The 17302-nt window shown below is 65.2% G+C and carries 16 protein-coding genes; 12 read left to right on the top strand and 4 right to left on the bottom strand.

The window, feature by feature from the left end:
* Positions 1 to 11 precede the first annotated feature (11 nt).
* The 4 genes from atpD (at position 12) to glmS (ending at position 5170) form a co-directional block, all read left to right on the top strand.
* Positions 12 to 1388 (top strand): F0F1 ATP synthase subunit beta, encoded by a 1377-nt coding sequence (gene atpD, locus H7A13_00290; GenBank protein ID MCP5331789.1) that lies wholly within the window; start codon positions 12 to 14, stop codon positions 1386 to 1388.
* 48 nt (positions 1389 to 1436) lie between these two features.
* Positions 1437 to 1856 (top strand): F0F1 ATP synthase subunit epsilon, encoded by a 420-nt coding sequence (locus tag H7A13_00285; GenBank protein MCP5331788.1) that lies wholly within the window; start codon positions 1437 to 1439, stop codon positions 1854 to 1856.
* A gap of 89 nt (positions 1857 to 1945) precedes the next feature.
* A complete protein-coding gene (gene glmU / locus H7A13_00280) occupies positions 1946 to 3301 on the top strand; it encodes a bifunctional UDP-N-acetylglucosamine diphosphorylase/glucosamine-1-phosphate N-acetyltransferase GlmU (GenBank protein ID MCP5331787.1) in 1356 nt (451 codons plus the stop codon).
* 33 nt (positions 3302 to 3334) lie between these two features.
* Positions 3335 to 5170 (top strand): glutamine--fructose-6-phosphate transaminase (isomerizing), encoded by a 1836-nt coding sequence (glmS, locus tag H7A13_00275; GenBank protein MCP5331786.1) that lies wholly within the window; start codon positions 3335 to 3337, stop codon positions 5168 to 5170.
* A gap of 75 nt (positions 5171 to 5245) precedes the next feature.
* Here glmS and H7A13_00270 read toward each other — a convergent pair whose 3' ends face one another.
* Complete coding sequence (locus tag H7A13_00270; protein MCP5331785.1) at positions 5246 to 5509, bottom strand: hypothetical protein; 264 nt, start codon at positions 5507 to 5509, stop codon at positions 5246 to 5248.
* A gap of 149 nt (positions 5510 to 5658) precedes the next feature.
* Between H7A13_00270 and H7A13_00265 the strand changes: the two genes are divergently transcribed.
* Together H7A13_00265 and arsB are read left to right on the top strand one after the other, a co-directional pair.
* Positions 5659 to 6171: an arsenate reductase ArsC gene (locus H7A13_00265; GenBank protein MCP5331784.1), complete on the top strand. Its 513-nt coding sequence runs from the start codon at positions 5659 to 5661 to the stop codon at positions 6169 to 6171.
* Positions 6171 to 7220: an ACR3 family arsenite efflux transporter gene (arsB, locus tag H7A13_00260; GenBank protein ID MCP5331783.1), complete on the top strand. Its 1050-nt coding sequence runs from the start codon at positions 6171 to 6173 to the stop codon at positions 7218 to 7220. Before H7A13_00265 ends, arsB begins: the two co-directional genes overlap by 1 nt.
* Here the strand turns inward: arsB and H7A13_00255 are convergent.
* Positions 7212 to 8066: a hypothetical protein gene (locus tag H7A13_00255; GenBank protein ID MCP5331782.1), complete on the bottom strand. Its 855-nt coding sequence runs from the start codon at positions 8064 to 8066 to the stop codon at positions 7212 to 7214. The two genes, arsB and H7A13_00255, sit on opposite strands and share 9 nt — an antisense overlap.
* A gap of 115 nt (positions 8067 to 8181) precedes the next feature.
* Here H7A13_00255 and H7A13_00250 point away from each other — a divergent pair, with 115 nt between their 5' ends.
* Complete coding sequence (locus H7A13_00250) at positions 8182 to 8973, top strand: hypothetical protein (protein ID MCP5331781.1); 792 nt, start codon at positions 8182 to 8184, stop codon at positions 8971 to 8973.
* Between the two features lie 27 nt (positions 8974 to 9000).
* Here H7A13_00250 and H7A13_00245 read toward each other — a convergent pair whose 3' ends face one another.
* Positions 9001 to 10338 (bottom strand): dihydroorotase, encoded by a 1338-nt coding sequence (locus tag H7A13_00245; protein MCP5331780.1) that lies wholly within the window; start codon positions 10336 to 10338, stop codon positions 9001 to 9003.
* Between the two features lie 82 nt (positions 10339 to 10420).
* Here H7A13_00245 and hisI point away from each other — a divergent pair, with 82 nt between their 5' ends.
* Complete coding sequence (gene hisI / locus H7A13_00240) at positions 10421 to 10873, top strand: phosphoribosyl-AMP cyclohydrolase (protein ID MCP5331779.1); 453 nt, start codon at positions 10421 to 10423, stop codon at positions 10871 to 10873.
* A gap of 34 nt (positions 10874 to 10907) precedes the next feature.
* On the opposite strand, the gene H7A13_00235 is transcribed toward hisI, so the two are convergent.
* The gene (locus tag H7A13_00235) at positions 10908 to 12173 is read right to left on the bottom strand and encodes a lytic murein transglycosylase (GenBank protein ID MCP5331778.1); all 1266 of its coding nucleotides are present in this window, start codon (positions 12171 to 12173) and stop codon (positions 10908 to 10910) included.
* A 208-nt stretch (positions 12174 to 12381) separates the two neighbouring features.
* Between H7A13_00235 and H7A13_00230 the strand changes: the two genes are divergently transcribed.
* The 4 genes from H7A13_00230 to H7A13_00215 all read left to right on the top strand — a co-directional run bounded on the left by H7A13_00230 (position 12382) and on the right by H7A13_00215 (position 17302).
* Positions 12382 to 14199 (top strand): AMP-binding protein, encoded by a 1818-nt coding sequence (locus H7A13_00230; protein ID MCP5331777.1) that lies wholly within the window; start codon positions 12382 to 12384, stop codon positions 14197 to 14199.
* Positions 14200 to 14262: 63 nt separating this feature from the next.
* Positions 14263 to 15090, top strand: coding sequence for an N-formylglutamate amidohydrolase (locus H7A13_00225; GenBank protein ID MCP5331776.1), 828 nt, complete (start codon positions 14263 to 14265; stop codon positions 15088 to 15090).
* Complete coding sequence (locus H7A13_00220) at positions 15077 to 15448, top strand: nuclear transport factor 2 family protein (protein ID MCP5331775.1); 372 nt, start codon at positions 15077 to 15079, stop codon at positions 15446 to 15448. The genes H7A13_00225 and H7A13_00220 overlap by 14 nt, the downstream gene beginning before the upstream one ends.
* A 12-nt stretch (positions 15449 to 15460) precedes the next feature.
* On the top strand, positions 15461 to 17302 hold the full coding sequence (locus H7A13_00215) for an ABC transporter ATP-binding protein/permease (GenBank protein ID MCP5331774.1): 1842 nt from the start codon (positions 15461 to 15463) through the stop codon (positions 17300 to 17302).

Here is a 17302-nt window from a genome sequence, read left to right as displayed (position 1 = left end):
GAAACAAGCACATGAGCAGCGGAAAAATCATCCAGATCATTGGCGCGGTGATCGACGTCGAGTTTCCCCGTGACCAGATCCCCAAGGTCTACGATGCACTCACCATCGATGGCACCGACACCACGCTCGAAGTGCAGCAGCAGCTGGGTGATGGCGTCGTGCGCACCATCGCCATGGGCAGCACCGAAGGGCTGCGGCGCGGACTGGATGTGACCGACACCGGCCAGCCGGTGCTGGTGCCGGTCGGCAAGGAGACCCTGGGGCGCATCATGGATGTGCTGGGTCGGCCGATCGACGAGGCCGGCGAAATCGGCGAAAAGGCGCGGATGCCGATTCACCGTACCGCTCCCGGTTTTGCCGATCAGGCGGCGACCAACGAGCTGCTCGAAACCGGCATCAAGGTGATCGACCTGATCTGCCCATTCGCCAAGGGCGGCAAGGTCGGTCTGTTCGGCGGCGCCGGCGTCGGCAAGACCGTCAACATGATGGAGCTGATCCGCAACATCGCCATCGAACACAGCGGCTACTCGGTCTTCACCGGTGTCGGCGAGCGCACCCGCGAGGGCAACGACTTCTACCACGAGATGAAGGAGTCGAACGTACTCGACAAGGTGGCGCTGGTCTATGGCCAGATGAACGAGCCGCCCGGCAACCGTCTGCGCGTGGCTTTCACCGGTCTGACGATGGCCGAAAGTTTCCGTGACGAGGGGCGCGACGTGCTGCTGTTCGTCGACAACATCTACCGCTACACGCTGGCCGGCACCGAGGTCTCCGCGCTGCTGGGGCGGATGCCCTCGGCGGTGGGCTACCAGCCGACGCTGGCCGAAGAGATGGGCGTGCTGCAGGAGCGCATCACTTCGACCAAGGTCGGCTCGATCACCTCGATCCAGGCGGTCTATGTGCCAGCGGATGACCTGACCGACCCGTCGCCTGCCACCACCTTTGCCCACCTCGATGCGACCGTGGTGCTGTCGCGGAAGATCGCCGAGCTCGGCATCTACCCGGCGATCGACCCGCTCGACTCCACCAGCCGTCAGCTCGATCCGCTGGTGGTCGGCGAAGAGCACTACGAAGTGGCGCGTGGCGTGCAAAACACCCTGCAACGCTACAAGGAGTTGAAGGACATCATCGCCATTCTGGGGATGGATGAGCTCTCCGAGACCGACAAGCTGACCGTCTCCCGGTCGAGAAAGATCGAGCGTTTCCTGTCGCAACCCTTCTTCGTCGCCGAGGTCTTCACCGGTTCACCCGGCAAGTATGTCCCGCTGAAGGAGACCATTCGTGGCTTCAAGGGCATTCTTTCCGGCGAATATGACCACCTTCCCGAGCAGGCCTTCTACATGGTTGGCAGCATCGAGGAGGCGATCGAGAAGGCGAAGAAGCTCTGAGCTGCATCGGATGACCGCGGATAACCTTTTGCGCGAGAGAAACAAGCCATGGCAATGACAATCCAGTGCGAAGTCGTCAGCGCTGAAGAGCGGATCTTTTCCGGACTGGTGGAGTCGGTGGTGGCAACCGCCGCGCTGGGCGAGCTGGGTGTCAACTATGGCCATGCCCCGCTGCTGTCGACGCTCAAGCCGGGTCCGGTGCGACTGCTGACACCCGCCGGCGAAGAGCAGTTCATCTATGTCTCGGGTGGTTTCATCGAAGTGCAGCCTGGCATGGTGACCATTCTGGCCGACAGCGCCGTGCGCGCGGCCGATCTGGATGAAGCTGCGGCCGAAGAGGCGCGCAGACAGGCCGAAGAGGCGCTGGGTGGACGTCACGTCGAGTTCGACTACGCCCTGGCTGAGCTGACCCAGGCGGTGGCGCAGCTGCGCACCTTGCGGCGGATGAAGAAAACACCGGGTGGTTGAATCTGGCTGAAGCCTCAGCAAGATTCGATTTATCTCGTAAACTTGAAAGGGTGGCCACGGCCACCCTTTTTCGTTTCAGAGGCTCCTGCATGACATTGAATGTCGTCATCCTGGCTGCGGGCCAGGGAACACGGATGCGCTCGGCCAAGCCCAAGGTGCTGCATCCACTGGCGGGTCGCCCGCTGCTGGCCCATGTACTGGCCGCTGCCGAGGCGTTGCCACAACCTAAAATTCATCTGGTGGTCGGCCATGGCGCTGACCAGGTGCGGGCGAGTCTGGCCAATGCGCGTGTCGACTGGGTCGAGCAGGCGCAGCAACTGGGCACGGGCCATGCGGTGATGCAGGCGCTGCCGCTGCTCGATCCCGACGCACAGACGCTGATTCTCTATGGTGATGTGCCGCTGATCACGCCGGCCACCTTGACCGCCCTGCTCCAACAGCTCACCGCTGACGCAGTGGCGCTGCTGACGGTCAGGCTGCCGAATCCGACCGGCTATGGGCGCATCCTGCGCAATCCGGCGGGTGAGGTGGTCGCCATCGTCGAAGAGAAGGACGCCACACCGGCCCAGCGCGCCATCGACGAGGTGAACACCGGCATCATGGCCCTGCCCACTGCCCTGCTCGCCCGCTGGCTGCCGCAACTGAGTACCGGCAATGCCCAGGGCGAGTACTACCTGACCGATCTGGTGGCGATGGCGGTGGCCGAGGGCAAGCCGATTGCCACACTGTATCCGGCCAGTTTCGATGAGGTGACCGGCGTCAACACCCGGCAGCAGCTGGCTGAACTGGAGCGCAGCTACCAGCGCCAGCAGGCCAATGCCTTGATGGCTGCCGGGGTGTCGATCATCGATCCGGCCCGTTTCGACCTGCGTGGTCGCTGCCAGGCGGGAGAGGATGTCACCCTCGATGTCAATGTGGTGCTCGAAGGAGACGTGACCCTCGGCGACGGTTGCACCATCGGCCCCAACTGCCTGATTCGCAACAGCGTGCTGGCGGCAGGCGTGGTGGTCGAGGCCAACAGCCTGATCGATGGTGCCGTGATCGGCCCTGAATGCACCATTGGCCCCTTTGCCCGCATTCGCCCCGGCACCCGGCTGGCGGCGAAGGTGCGGGTCGGCAACTTCGTAGAGACCAAGAATGCCGTGGTCGAACAGGGCAGCAAGATGAACCATCTGAGCTACATCGGCGATGCCACCATCGGTGCCGGCGTCAACATCGGTGCCGGCACCATCACCTGCAACTATGATGGCAAATCGAAGCATCGAACCACCATCGAGTCGGGCGTCTTCGTTGGCTCCAACACTGCGCTGGTGGCGCCGGTGACGATCGGCCGCGATGCCACGGTGGCGGCGGGATCGACCATCACCAAGGAGGTGCCTGCCGAGGCGCTCGGCATCGCCCGTGGTCAGCAGCGCAACGTCGACGGCTGGAAATCGCGTCGCTGAAGCAGTCACTCAACCCCTTAGTGGAACAGAACCATGTGTGGAATCGTTGGAGCCGTGGCCGAACGGCCGGTGTCGGAGATCCTGATGGAGGGGCTGCGTCGCCTCGAATACCGCGGCTATGACTCCGCCGGCATCGCGGTGATCGATCCAGCCTGCGAAGCGGTTGGCCGCCATCGGCGTCAGGGCAAGGTGCAGAACCTGGCCGAGGCGCTGGCGGCGATGCCGCTGGCCGGCGTGGTCGGCATCGCCCACACCCGCTGGGCGACCCATGGCCAGCCCAATGAGTCGAATGCCCATCCGCACATGTCGGGCGAGCGGCTGGCGCTGGTGCACAACGGCATCATCGAGAACCACCAGACGCTGCGCCGCGAACTGATCGCCGAGGGTTACCGCTTCGATTCCGAAACCGACACCGAAGTGGTGGTGCACCTGATCCATCAGGCCTACCAGCAGCAGCCCGATCTGCAACAGGCGGTGCGCAGCGCGGTGGCGCGGCTGGAGGGAGCCTTTGCACTCGGTGTGATCCACTGCGACCAGCCCCATCTGCTGGTGGGGGCGCGCAAGGGCAGTCCGCTGGTGGTCGGTGTCGGCATCGGTGAAAACTTCATCGCCTCCGATCCGCTGGCGCTGCGCCAGGTGACCGACCGCTTCATCTACCTCGAAGAGGGCGATCTGGTGACCATCGGCGCCCACCACCTGACCATTCTCGATGAGGCCGGCACCCCGGTCGAACGCCCGGTCGTGCAACTGGAACAGCCGAGCGCGGCGGCCGAGAAGGGCCACTTCCGCCACTTCATGCTGAAGGAGATCTACGAACAGCCGGCGGTGATCAAGGCCACCTTCGACGGCAGGATCACCGAAGAGCAGGTGCTGACCCAGCTGTTCGGCGTCATGGCCGAGCAGCTCTTTCCCCAGGTGCGGGCGGTGCAGATCGTCGCCTGCGGCACCAGTTTCCATGCCGGACTGGTGGCCAAGTACTGGATCGAGGCATTGGCCGGCCTCCCCTGTCAGGTCGAGGTGGCCAGCGAGTACCGCTACCGCAAGCAGGCGGTGCGTCCTGGTGCCCTGCTGGTGGCCATCTCCCAGTCGGGCGAGACCGCCGACACCCTGGCGGCCCTGCGCATGGCGCGGCAGCTCGACTACCTGGCCACGCTGGCGATCTGCAACGTGCCGGCCAGTTCACTGGTCCGCGAGGCCGACCTGGTGTTCATGACCCAGGCCGGACCCGAGATCGGCGTCGCCTCGACCAAGGCCTTCACCACCCAGCTGGTCGGGCTGATGCTGCTGACACTGGTGCTGGCCAAGCACAACGGCCTGGAGCGGGCGCAGGAGCGCGAGGTGGTGCAGGAGCTGTGGCGGCTGCCGATGCTGGTCGAGGCCGCGCTCAACCTGGATGACGAGATCAAGGCGACCGCCGAGCACTTCGCCGACAAGCGCCATGCCCTCTTCCTTGGCCGTGGCCATCAATATCCGGTGGCGATGGAGGGGGCGCTCAAGCTCAAGGAGATCTCCTACATCCACGCCGAGGCCTATCCGGCCGGCGAACTCAAGCATGGCCCGCTGGCGCTGGTCGACAGCGAGATGCCGGTCATCACCGTGGCGCCCAACAACGAGCTGCTGGAGAAGCTGAAGTCCAACCTGCAGGAGGTGAAGGCGCGCGGAGGCGAACTCTACGTCTTTGCCGACCGCGCGGCGCGCGCCTTCGACGAAGAGAACTGCCACGTGGTCGCCGTGCCGGAGGTGAGCGACCTGCTGGCGCCGATCATCTACACCATCCCGCTGCAACTGCTGGCCTACCATGTGGCCGTGCTCAAGGGCACCGATGTCGATCAGCCACGCAACCTGGCCAAATCGGTCACCGTCGAATAGCGCCGACCGAACCGGCGAACAGGGCAGGCATGGCCGGGGTCACATGTGACCCTGTTTTTCTCATCTTTGCGTGACTCACTTTTCTTGGACACGGCAAAACGCCAGCAGATATCCCCGCCACGCCAGCCCCGCCTTGAATCGGGCCCACACGGTGGCAAGCGAAGCCAGTAGGGGGCCCGTGGCTTGCCAGCGACACGCCGCCGGTTGAATTACCTCGGTCAGCATCTGGATGTCGTATCGCGGACAATCTATAGACCCCCGCGCAGGTATCTGTAAAGTCCTGAGGTCGCCGAGCGTGGCAATCAGGTCGTGTTCGATTGAGTGTTCGGTGGTGGTCATGAATCAAAGCTCAAGATGCCGAAACCCCATGCCGGCTGGTTTGCAGCGTGACCAAAGCCGGCCGGAGTTCAAGCGGGCAGGCCCTGGTTTGCCATGAAAGTGTCACCGGGTTCGGTTACTCTGGCGGTCCGATTCCATTCGGACCACCCATGCACCCTCCGATCGAACTGCTGTTTCTCTGCACCGGCAACTCCTGCCGGTCGATCATGGCCGAGGCCTGCTGCAATGCCCGCGCCGGCGGGCGGCTGCATGCCCGCAGCGCCGGCAGTCAGCCGACCGGTTTTGTCCACCCATGGGCATTGCGGCAACTGACGCGGGCCGGCATTGCGGTCGAGGGGTTGCAGAGCAAGTCGTGGGCGCACCTGCCGAGTCGGCCGCAGATCATCATCACGCTGTGCGATTCGGCGGCCGGCGAGAGCTGTCCGGCCTATCTGGGACCGGCAGTCCGCGCCCACTGGGGGCTGCCCGATCCGGCCCGGGTCACTGGCAGCGAGGCCGTCGTCGATGCCGCCTTTGAGCAGGTGTGGCAGGCGCTCTGCGCGCGCATCGATGCGCTGCTGACGCTGCCGATCGAGCGGTGGCTGGCCGATCATCCGGCGGCGCTGAGGGCAGAACTGGAGCGCATCGGTGCCCTGGCGCTGCCGGATGTCGGAGCACACTGATGCAGCGCGGTGAGCCGGCCGGGTTGACGCTGTTCGAGCGCTATCTGACGCTGTGGGTGGCGCTCTGCATTCTGCTCGGCATTGGTGCCGGCGAGCTGTTCCCCGGGCTGTTCTGCCTGATTGGGCAGATCAAGCTGGCCGAGGTCAATCTGCTGGTCGGATTGCTGATCTGGGTGATGATCATTCCGATGCTGCTGAAGGTCGATTTCGGCGCGCTGCGCCAACTGCGGCGCCATCTGCGCGGCATCGGTGTCACCCTGACGGTGAACTGGCTGGTCAAGCCGCTGTCGATGGCGCTGCTGGGCTGGCTGTTCATCCGCCACCTGTTCGCCCCCTGGCTGCCGACGGCGCAGATCGACGGCTACATTGCCGGCCTGATTCTGCTGGCGGCGGCCCCCTGCACCGCGATGGTCTTCGTCTGGAGTCGATTGGTCGAAGGCGATCCGCTGTTCACGCTGTCGCAGGTGGCGCTCAACGACAGCATCATGCTGTTCGCCTTCGCGCCGATCGTCGCACTGCTGCTCGGCGTTTCGGCCATCACCGTGCCCTGGGACACGTTGCTGCTCTGCCTGCTGCTCTATGTCTTCATTCCGCTGGGGCTGGCACAGCTCTGGCGTCGCCGGCTGCTGGCGCGGGGCGCGGCATCGCTGGAGCGGGCCGCGGTCACCGTCGCGCCCTGGTCGATCGTGGCGCTGCTGCTGACGCTGCTGTTGCTGTTCGGCTTTCAGGGGGCGGCGATTCTCGGCCAGCCGTTGATCATCCTGCTGCTGGCGGTGCCGATTCTGCTGCAGGTGCTGTTCAATGCAGGGCTGGCCTATGGCCTCAACCGCTGGCTGGGGGAGCAGCACTGCGTGGCCGGCCCTTCAGCGCTGATCGGCGCTTCCAACTTCTTTGAACTGGCGGTCGCCACCGCCATCAGTCTGTTCGGTTTCGAATCGGGCGCCGCGCTCGCCACCGTGGTGGGGGTGCTGGTCGAGGTGCCGGTGATGTTGCTGGTGGTGCGACTGGTGAACCGCAGCCGCGCCTGGTATGGGCCTGCTTCAGCGTAGTTCGTCGACCTTCAGCCAGATGCCGAAGCTGTCGCTGCCACCTTCGGTGGCACGGTAGCCGCTGCCATCGCGCCCTTCGCTCGATCGCTGGTCACTGCCGCCGAGGTTGATCCACTCGCCCAGCCGGCCCGAGACGGTGGTGGAGATCTCCCGGGTTTCGGTGGCGCCGGGTTGGTCGCCGGCCCGTTGGTGGAGTGGCGAGATGTCGAGGGTGACCCGGTCGCCCACCAGTTGCGGTGCGGCGTAGAAGCCGGTGCCGATGTCATGCCACTGGGTGGTTTCGCTGACCACCGCGCCGTCCGGTCGCAGGATCACCTGCCGCATCGGCAGCGGGATCGACTGGCCGATCTGGATGAAGGCGCGCCCCCCCTCCATCACCTGCACGCGCTGGTCGATCTCCTCCTCGCTGCGGGTCGATGCCTGAAAGCCGCTGGCTTCGATCTGGCTGTTGCCGCGGTTGATCTCCACAGTGCCGCTCTTCGGCAGCGTCGAACCCGAGCGGATGATGCGCACGCCGCTGCCGCCCACGCTGCCCGACAGTTCACCGCCCTGCCCGTGCCGCTGTGCGCTGTCGCCATGACGCACGCTGATCAGCAGTTGGCGCGCCGGCCGGTCGAGGTTCTCGATCAGCCGCATGATCTCGGCGCGGTTGCCGCTGGAGGCGCGCAGGTAGAGGGTGTCGCCGCGGCCATTGATGACGCCGGTCGGTTCGACGAAGGGGGTCAGTTGCGGCAGCAGTTGCTCGGCGGTGCGGTGTCTGAGCGGGATGATCTCCAGCCGCTCTTCCGCCGTGCTCCACACGGCCAGCGGCAGCAGAACCATCAGGAGCAGAATGCGGCCGACCATCGGGAGACCTCGCAGGATGAGAAGAAGCGGCACTGGATGCCATTCAAGCATAGCCAACCCGTCGACGCAGCGTTGTCGGCTACAATCGCCTGATCACTTGTCCTGGAGCCGTTGTGTGCCACGCCCGACCGGATTGAATCGATCTTCACACTGGCCGCTGGCCGGCATGGTGTGGCTGCTGCTGACGCTGGGCGGTTGCGCCACTGTGGTGCCACCCACCGGCGCGCCTGCCACCGCCCTCCCCTCGCCGACACCCCCGCCCTCCCCTGCCGCACCCGCGCCAGAGCGCGCACGCGGCTGGTGGTATGCCTGCAGCCAGTTCAACTGGTCGAGCGACAGTGAACCGGATTGGGGGCTCGATCTGTTCGTCGCCGATCGGGTGGTGCGGCCGTTGATCGCCGCCCACCGCGACCAGTTGCCGCTGTGGCGTGTGCACCGTCGCGCCGCGCCCGATGGCGCTGGCCACCGCTTCTGCCTGATCTTCTACGCGACGCCGCAGGTGGCCGGGCAGATCAACCAGGAGTGGAACACGAATCCGCAGCTGCAACGGCTGCAGGAGGGCGGGCAGTTGCGGGCGATTCAACTCGATGACCCGACCCGCAACAGCCGGCCGGCCCTGGCCGATGCCAGCGATCCGGCCTGGCCGGCGGTGATCGGCAACGCCTGGCCCTACTACATCATGGGTGCCAGTCAGATGTGGCTGGAGCTGATCACGCAGATGCGCAGCGAGCGCGGCAGCCCCGACACCACCGAGCTGGCGCAGCAGCTCGAACAGTACCGGCAGTTGCAGGGGCAGATCAGCCAGCTCTGGAACGACAGCGGGCAGCATGCTTTTCTGCACCACCTGAATGCGCTGTTCGGCTACCAGCCGGTGCTGATTCGCGAACAGCGCTCCTACCGCTTCTGAGCGGTGCCGGCCCGGCGGCAAGCCGGCTCAGTCGCGCCGGAACTGCAATGGCAGCGCGGTGATGTCGGCAACCGGCTGACCGCGCCGATAGAGAATCTGGCCATTCACCAGCGTGGTGTGAATCGAATGGGTGAAGCGGTGACCCTCGAAGGGTGACCAGCCGCACTTCGACAGCACCTTGGTCCGGGTCACCTCGGTCGGCGTCAGCGGATCGACCAGCACCAGGTCGGCATGGTAGCCCTCGCGCAGATAGCCACGGTCGCGAATCGCAAACAGCTCGGCGACCCGGTGGCTGCTTTTGGCGACCACCTGCTCCAGCGTCAACTGACCCTGCTGCACCAGTTCGAGCAGCACCAGCAGGGCATCCTGCACCAGCGGCAACCCGGAAGGGGCCTGGGCGTAGGGACGGGCCTTTTCATCGAGCAGATGCGGTGCGTGGTCGGTGGCGATGATGTCGATGCGGTCGTCGCGCACCGCCTGCAGCAGCGCCAACCGGTCGCTCTCCTGTTTGATGGCGGGGTTGCACTTGATCAGCGTGCCCTTGTTTCGATAGTCGCCATCGTTGAAGAAGAGGTGGTGCACGCAGACTTCGGCGGTGATCCGCTTGTCGGCGAGCGGACCTGCGCTGAACAGCGCCAGCTCGCGCGCCGTGGTCAGGTGCAGCACATGCAGCCGGGTGCCGTGCCGCTTCGCCAGCTCGACCGCCAGCGAGCTGGAGCGGTAGCAGGCTTCTTCGGAGCGGATCAGCGGATGGCATTCGATCGGAATCTGCTCGCCATGCTGCTGCCGGAACCGCGCTTCGTTGGCGAGGATGGTCGGGGTGTCTTCGCAGTGGGTGGCGATCAGCAGCGGGCTGTTGGCGAAGATCTGCTCCAGTGTTTTGGGATCATCGACCAGCATGTCGCCGGTCGAGGCGCCCATGAACACCTTGATGCCGCAGGCGAGCCGGGTGTCGAGCGCGAGGATCTCCGCCAGATTCTGGTTGCTGGCGCCGAAATAGAAGGCGTAGTTGGCCACCGACTTGCTGGCTGCCAGCCGATGCTTCTCCAGCAGCGCCTGGTGGCTGGTGGTGGGTGGTTGGCAGTTGGGCATCTCCATGAAGCTGGTGATGCCGCCGGCCACGGCGGCGCGCGACTCGCTGGCCATGTCGCCCTTGTGGGTCAGGCCGGGCTCACGAAAGTGCACCTGATCATCAATCAGACCGGGCAGCAGCAGCAGGCCGCTGGCATCGAGGGTGGTGCGCGCCGGCCGGTGCTGCAGGTCGCCGCCCACGGCCTCGATGCGGCCGTCACGGATCGCCAGATCGGTTTCGCCGATCACCCCTTCGTTGACCATGCGGCCATTGAGAATCAGCAGATCGAGCATGGAGTGGCTGCCATCGGAGGGAATGGGGCTGTTATTCTAGCGCGATTGCCCCAGAAGGAGTTCCGTCATGTCCCGCTCCAGCCTGTTCAAGCAGCTCGAAGTTGCGCCACGCGCCAGCCAGGTGGCGGTCGGTGATTTTCTGGCGGCGCTCAACTTCGACCAGGCCGGGCTGATTCCCTGCATCACCCAGCAGCATGACAGCGGCGAGGTGCTGATGCTGGCCTGGATGAACCGCGCCAGCCTCGAGGAGAGTCTGGCCAGCGGTCGGCTCTGCTACTGGTCACGCTCGCGGCAGCGGCTGTGGCGCAAGGGCGAGAGCTCCGGGCAGTTCCAGTGGCTGCGCGAGCTGCGGGTCGACTGCGACGGTGACGCCCTGCTGGCACTGGTCGAGCAACATGGGGTGGCCTGCCACACCGGGCGGCAGGGCTGCTTCTATCTGCGATTGAGTGCCCAGGGCGCCGAGGTGATGCGCGATCCGGCGGTGCCGGTCGAGCAGCTCTACGGTGCGGCCAAGGCGCAGCAGGAGAGCGAGTGACCGCTCGGCAGTCGGATGCGGTCCCGCAGCGCCACTACTCCCCGACTGTCGTGGCGACCTTGCCTCCGTGGCTGTGGATGGCCGCATTGACGGGAACCGCCAGCGATGGAGTCAATCGGCGCAGCTGTTCGAGCAGCGGCTGGCTGGGGTAGCCATCGACCGGCAGCCCATGCAGGCTCTGGAACTGCTTGATGGCCGTCTGGGTGCGACCGCCCAGCAGGCCATCCTGCTGGCCCAGCTCATACCCCAGAATGGTCAACCGCTGCTGGATCTCGACCGCTTCGGCACGGCGATAGAAGGTCTGCACCGGTGGCCTGGCGTGCAGTTCCGGCCCGCCGGCCAGCCGGTCGGCGAGGTGGCCGACCGCCAGCGCGTAGTAGCTGGAGGCATTCCAGCGCATCACCACCTTGAAGTTGTCATAGACCAGAAAACAGGGCCCCTCGTAGCCTTCGGGCGTCAGCAGCGCAGCCTGACGCCCATCCTCGGGCAGCGGTGAACCATCGACCTGGCGCACGCCGAGCCGTCGCCATTCGCTCATTGGGCGCCAGCCCTTGATGCCGGTCAGATTCCAAGGCAGATCGCGCGGCACCCGCACTTCGCGACCCCAGCGGTCCTGCTCCTTCCAGCCGATGCGGTTCAGGTAGTTGGCGGCGGAGGCAAAGACATCGGGCAGGTCATTCCACAGGTCGGTGCGGCCATTGCCGTCGTAATCGACCGCATAGAGCGCATAGGTGCCGGGCATGAACTGCACCTGCCCCATCGCGCCGGCCCAGGAGCCGCGCATCGACTCCCGGGCGATCTTGCCCTGGTCGACCAGCCGCAGCGCTTCGACGAACTGGCGGCCGAACATGCTGCTGCGGCGCTGGTCGCAGGCCAGCGTGGCCAGCGCATCGAGGGTCGGAATGTCGCCGAGATAGCGGCCGAAGTTGGTTTCGAGTCCCCACAGCGCCACCAGATAGTGGTAGGGCACGCCGTACTGGCGGCTGATCTGCTCCAGCAGCTCGCGGTGGGTGGCGATCTGGTTGCGACCGGTCTCGACCCGTTCCGGCGACACGCTGCGCCCCAGATAGTGCCAGAAGGTGTAGATGAACTCCGATTGCCCACCGCGGTCCTTCTGCAACACCTCGGGACGCTGGCTGATGTCGGCAAAGGCCAGATCGAGGGTGGCGCCGTGGATGCCCTGGCTGCTGGCCTGCTGTCGCAGGGAGTCGAGACAGAGGTTGAAGCGCTGCTCGGCAGCGGCCGGCAGCGTGAGTACAAGGAGCAGCAGCGCATGAGCGGTGGCGAGCAGGCGGCGCATGGTGACCTTCCGTACCGATGAGAATGAATGAATGGAGGGGTTGCAGCCGCCTTTTAGCAGATGGCGGGCGCCGATGCCAGTCGAAGACCACGACGGCCACTTTACTTGATGGCAGCCATCGGCTAGCTTCGGCGGGCTGGCGCACCGAGCGCCGGCGAGATGGAGCGATCACGACAATAACAACAGCGAACTCAGCAGGAGCCGCATCATGGACAACCACCACCTCAACCTCTATTGCAAGTTTTCGGCAGTGGCCAAGGCGGTGCCCAACGCCGAGTGCATGGTGCAGGGCAGGCGCCGGTTCAGCTATGCCGAGGTCGATCGGCGCACCGATGCGCTGGCCAATCTGCTGCTGGCGCACGGCATTCAGCGCGGTGACCGGGTGTCGGTCATGGAACGCAACTCGCCGGAGCACATGGAGTGCTATCTGGCGGCCGGCAAGATCGCGGCGATTCCCTGCAACGTCAACTACAAGTACAAGGGTGATGAGCTGCGCTATCTGCTGCGCGACTCGGGCTCGCACACGCTGTTCATCCATGCCGACTTCCTGCCGGTGCTGGACGAGATTCGCCACGAGATCGACACGCTGAAGCTGGTGGTGGTGATCGGCGAGGGTGCCGAAACCTCGGCCAACCAGCTCGGCTACGAGGCAGCGCTGGCCGAGCAGCTCGGCCAGCCGCTCCATTTCGACTGGCGCGGCCCCGACAATGACGACATCCAGTGGCTGCTCTACACCGGCGGCACCACCGGTTACCCCAAGGGGGTGATGTGGGACCGGCAGTTCTGGGAGTATGGCCATCTGCTCAATACGGCCGGCTTCGCCGCGCTGCTGCCAAAGATGAAAGATGCACCACGAGAGTTTTTCGCTCCGGCCAGCGGCGAGCGCACCACCATCGTTCACCGCTTTCTGCAGAGCGGCCTCAACCGCTGGCTGCTGGGGCAGCAGTGGGTGCAGGATTTTCTGCTGAAGCGAATCACGGCGACCGCCCTGCGCGAGAGTGCCGGCTCGCTCGATGAGCTGGCCACCGCGGCCCGCAAGAGCATCGCCGCCGGCAAGCAGGCCCGCAGCATGATCGCCTGTCCATTGATGCATGGCACCGGCTATCTCTCGGCGATCATGACCCTGACCAAGGGCGGCGCACTGCTGTTCGCCGAGAGCAAGAACTTCAGCCCGAAGGAGATCTGGGAGATCATCGAGCGCGAACGGGCCACCTCGCTCTCCATCGTCGGCGACACCTTTGCCGCACCGCTGGCGGCCGAGCTGGAGGCCAAGCGCTACGACACCAGCGCGCTGCGCAGCATCGTTTCGTCCGGCGTCATCTTCTCGGCGATTCACAAGCGCGGCCTGCTCAAGTTCAACCCGCAACTGGTGATCATGGATTCGCTCGGCGCCTCCGAGGGGCTGAGCCGTGCCGAACCGACGCTGGCCTCGGACAGCGGCGAGGCGGTGCGCAGCATGAACTTCCAGTTGGCACCGCACATGAAGGTGTTCGACGAGCAGGACAACGAGGTGGTGCCGGGCAGCGACACCATCGGCCAGCTCGCCGTCAGCGGCGCCATCCCGCGCGGCTACTGGGGCGATCCGGAGAAGACCGCCAAGACCTTCCGTGTCATTCGCGGCGTGCGCTATTCGATCTTCGGCGACTTCTGCAAGCTGCGCGAGGATGGCACGCTGATCCTGCTCGGCCGCGGTACCCACTGCATCAACACCGGCGGCGAAAAGGTCTACCCCGAAGAGGTCGAGAAGGTGCTGAAGGATCTGCCCGAGGTGGAGGATTGCTGCGTGCTGGGCGTACCCGACGAGCGCTGGGGGCAGGCGATCAATGCGATGGTCTCGTTCAAGCCGGGCCAGCAGTTGAGCGAGCAGCGGCTGATCGAGCATTGCGAACAGAAGCTGTCGAACTACAAAAAGCCGAAGAAGGTCTGGATCGTCGGCGAGATTCCGCGTCGCGAGAATGGCAAGATGGACTATCCGCAGGTCAAGCTGCTGCTCTCCGAACTGACCGGAGTCAAGCTCACTGCCTGATCCAGCTCCCTGCCGCGCCGCGCCACTGTCGGCGCGGCAGCCACGTGATGATTGCAAGGCCCGATGCAAACCGCCCCCGATCACAGCCGCCAGCGACTGCTCGCCGACGATGAACCCGCCGCGTATCAGGTCTGCTGCCCGGCGGGCGCCTCACCCTTCTTTCTGACCGCTGACCACGCCAGCCACCGGCTGCCGCGTGTGCTCGGCAGCCTCGGCCTGTGCGACAGTGATCGGCAACGCCACATCGGCTGGGACATCGGCGTGGCCGGCCTGGCCAAGCTGCTCTCTGCGCAGCTCGATGCCTGGCTGATCCTGCAGAACTACTCGCGGCTGGTGATCGACTGCAACCGGCCGCTCGACAGTCCGCAGTCGATCGTCACGCTGAGCGAAGAGACGCCGATCCCGGGCAATGTCGCTCTGTCGCCGGCCGAGATCGCCGCGCGCCAGAACGAGATCTTCATCCCCTACCATGACCGCATCCGCGCCGAACTCGATCTGCGCCAGCGACAGCGGCGCAGCACCATCCTGGTGGCGCTGCACAGCTTCACCCCCTGCTACCTCGGCGTGCAGCGACCGTGGCAGATCGGCCTGCTCTACCACCGCGACCCGCGCCTGGGCCGGCGGCTGATCGAGCTGCTGCGGCAGGAGCCGGGGCTGACGGTCGGTGACAACCAGCCCTACTTCATCAGCGACGGCAGCGACTATGGCATCCCGGTCCATGGCGAACAGCGCGGCATCGTCCATGTCGAGATCGAGATTCGCCAGGATCTGCTGGCCGATGCCGCCGGCCAGGCGCACTGGGCAGCGCTGCTGGCCCGGCTGCTGACGCAGCTTCAACCCGAATTCGATCACCCATCATCCTCCAAGGAGAGCGCCAATGAACGCCAATGAGACCTTGATTCGCCAATTCATCACTGCCTGGAGCCGTCTCGATGCCAAGGAGCTGGCCAGCTACTTCACCGAGGATGGCTGCTATCACAACATGCCGACCCAGCCGGTGTGCGGCCGGGAGAATGTCGAGAAGCTGATCGCCGGTTTTTCCAGCAGCTGGAAGAGCACCGAATGGGAGGTCCTGAACCTGATTTCCAGCGGCAATCTGGTGATGGCCGAGCGGGTCGACCGCGCGCAGACCAGCCAGGGTGATGTGGCACTCCCCTGCGTCGGCGTGTTCGAGATCGAGGCTGGCAAGATCAAGGTGTGGCGCGACTACTTCGACATGGCCACCTACGCCAACCAGCTCAAGGGTTGAGGAGACAGGCCGATGCGCGGCATGCGCCCTCCAATCGATGAAGCGCCCGAGTTGGAGAGTCAGTCGTCACGCTCGGACTGGGCCACCCTGCGCACGCTCTTCCCCTACCTGTGGCGCTACCGGCAGCGGGTGATTCTGGCGCTGCTCTGTCTGGTGCTGGCCAAGGTGGCCACCGTGTCGATTCCGCTGCTGCTCAAGCAGATCGTCGATGGCATGACGGCGAAGCCGGGCATCGCGGTGATGGTGCCACTTGGACTGATCCTGGCCTACGGTGCCGTGCGGCTGGCCTCGACCGCCTTCGTGCAGGTGCGCAACGCCATCTTCGCCAAGGTGGAGCAGGGCGCCATCCGCCAGGTGGCGCTGGAGATGTTCAACCACCTGCACCAGCTGAGCCTGCGCTTTCATCTCGATCGGCAGACCGGCGGCGTCTCGCGTGACATCGCGCGCGGGACGCGCGGCATCGGCTCGCTGCTCAGCTTCCTGCTGTTCAGCATCATCCCCACCCTGCTGGAGATCGCCCTGACCACTGCGATCTTCATGACCCTCTACGACTGGCGGTTCGTGTCGACGACGCTGGTCACCGTCGTCATCTATGTGGTCTTCACCATCGTCGTCACCAACTGGCGCACCCAGATACGGCGCACGATGAACGAGCTCGACTCCCGGGCCAATGTCGCCTCGATCGACTCGCTGCTCAACTATGAGACGGTCAAATATTTCGGCAACGAAACCTTTGAAGCGCAGCGCTACGACGCGGCGATGCAGCGGTGGGAGCAGGCGGCGATCAAGAATGAAAAATCGATGGGGGTGCTCAACAGCGGTCAGTCGGCGATCATTGCCGTCGGGGTCACCCTGCTGGTCTGGCTGGCCGCCGATGGCGTGGTCCAGGGCAGCATGACCCTCGGCGATCTGGTTGCGGTCAATGCGTTTCTGATTCAGCTCTACACGCCACTGAATGCGCTCGGCATGGCCTACCGGGAGATTCGTCAGGCATTGACCGACATGGAGAAGATGTTTGCGCTGCTGCGCGAAGAGGCCGAGGTGGGCGATGCAGCGGAGGCCCGGCCACTGGCCACCACGGCAGCGCGGGTCGACTTTGACGCCGTCGACTTCGGCTACGATCCGCGCCGGCCGATCCTGCGCAAGGTCACTTTTTCGATTCCGGCCGGCCAGCGGCTGGCGGTGGTCGGCAGTTCGGGGGCGGGCAAGTCGACGCTGGTGCGGCTGCTGTTCCGCTTTTATGACGTCAGTGGTGGCGCGGTGCGCATCGATGGCGTCGACATCCGGCAACTGACCCAGCAGAGCCTGCGCGCCCACATCGGCATCGTGCCGCAGGACACCGTGCTGTTCAACGACACCATCTACTACAACATCGCCTATGGCCGCCCGACGGCCAGCCGGGAGGAGGTGATCGCCGCAGCACGTTCGGCGCAGATCCATCACTTCATCGAACAGCTGCCCGATGGCTGGCAGACCCTGGTCGGCGAGCGCGGACTGAAGCTCTCCGGCGGCGAAAAGCAGCGGGTGGCGATCGCCCGGACCATTTTGAAGAATCCGCCGATCCTGATTTTCGACGAGGCGACCTCGGCGCTCGATTCACCCACCGAGCGGTCGATTCAGAGCGCGCTGGCCGAAATCGCCCGCAACCGGACCACGCTGATCATTGCCCATCGCCTGTCGACCGTGGTCGACGCCGATGAGATTCTGGTGCTGGAACAGGGTGAGGTCGTCGAGCGTGGCAGCCACGCGCAGTTGTTGGCGCAGGGCGGGGTCTACGCGCGGATGTGGCTGCTGCAACAGCACGAAACCGCAGCGGAACTGCGCCATGGCGGCGCTTTGGCCGAGACAGGCTGA

The organism is Pseudomonadales bacterium (assembly GCA_024234215.1).
Lineage (GTDB): Bacteria > Pseudomonadota > Gammaproteobacteria > Pseudomonadales > UBA5862 > JACKOQ01.
This window is presented reverse-complemented; position numbering and strand designations above follow the sequence as displayed.

Bases quoted from the DNA above. Each gene is read 5' to 3' on its own strand.
- atpD (MCP5331789.1), top strand. From the start codon at position 12: ATGAGCAGCGGAAAAATCATCCAGATCATTGGCGCGGTGATCGACGTC.
- H7A13_00285 (MCP5331788.1), top strand. From the start codon at position 1,437: ATGGCAATGACAATCCAGTGCGAAGTCGTCAGCGCTGAAGAGCGGATC.
- glmU (MCP5331787.1), top strand. From the start codon at position 1,946: ATGACATTGAATGTCGTCATCCTGGCTGCGGGCCAGGGAACACGGATG.
- glmS (MCP5331786.1), top strand. From the start codon at position 3,335: ATGTGTGGAATCGTTGGAGCCGTGGCCGAACGGCCGGTGTCGGAGATC.
- H7A13_00270 (MCP5331785.1), bottom strand. From the start codon at position 5,509: ATGACCACCACCGAACACTCAATCGAACACGACCTGATTGCCACGCTC.
- H7A13_00265 (MCP5331784.1), top strand. From the start codon at position 5,659: ATGCACCCTCCGATCGAACTGCTGTTTCTCTGCACCGGCAACTCCTGC.
- arsB (MCP5331783.1), top strand. From the start codon at position 6,171: ATGCAGCGCGGTGAGCCGGCCGGGTTGACGCTGTTCGAGCGCTATCTG.
- H7A13_00255 (MCP5331782.1), bottom strand. From the start codon at position 8,066: ATGGTCGGCCGCATTCTGCTCCTGATGGTTCTGCTGCCGCTGGCCGTG.
- H7A13_00245 (MCP5331780.1), bottom strand. From the start codon at position 10,338: ATGCTCGATCTGCTGATTCTCAATGGCCGCATGGTCAACGAAGGGGTG.
- H7A13_00235 (MCP5331778.1), bottom strand. From the start codon at position 12,173: ATGCGCCGCCTGCTCGCCACCGCTCATGCGCTGCTGCTCCTTGTACTC.
- H7A13_00230 (MCP5331777.1), top strand. From the start codon at position 12,382: ATGGACAACCACCACCTCAACCTCTATTGCAAGTTTTCGGCAGTGGCC.
- H7A13_00225 (MCP5331776.1), top strand. From the start codon at position 14,263: ATGCAAACCGCCCCCGATCACAGCCGCCAGCGACTGCTCGCCGACGAT.
- H7A13_00220 (MCP5331775.1), top strand. From the start codon at position 15,077: ATGAACGCCAATGAGACCTTGATTCGCCAATTCATCACTGCCTGGAGC.
- H7A13_00215 (MCP5331774.1), top strand. From the start codon at position 15,461: ATGCGCGGCATGCGCCCTCCAATCGATGAAGCGCCCGAGTTGGAGAGT.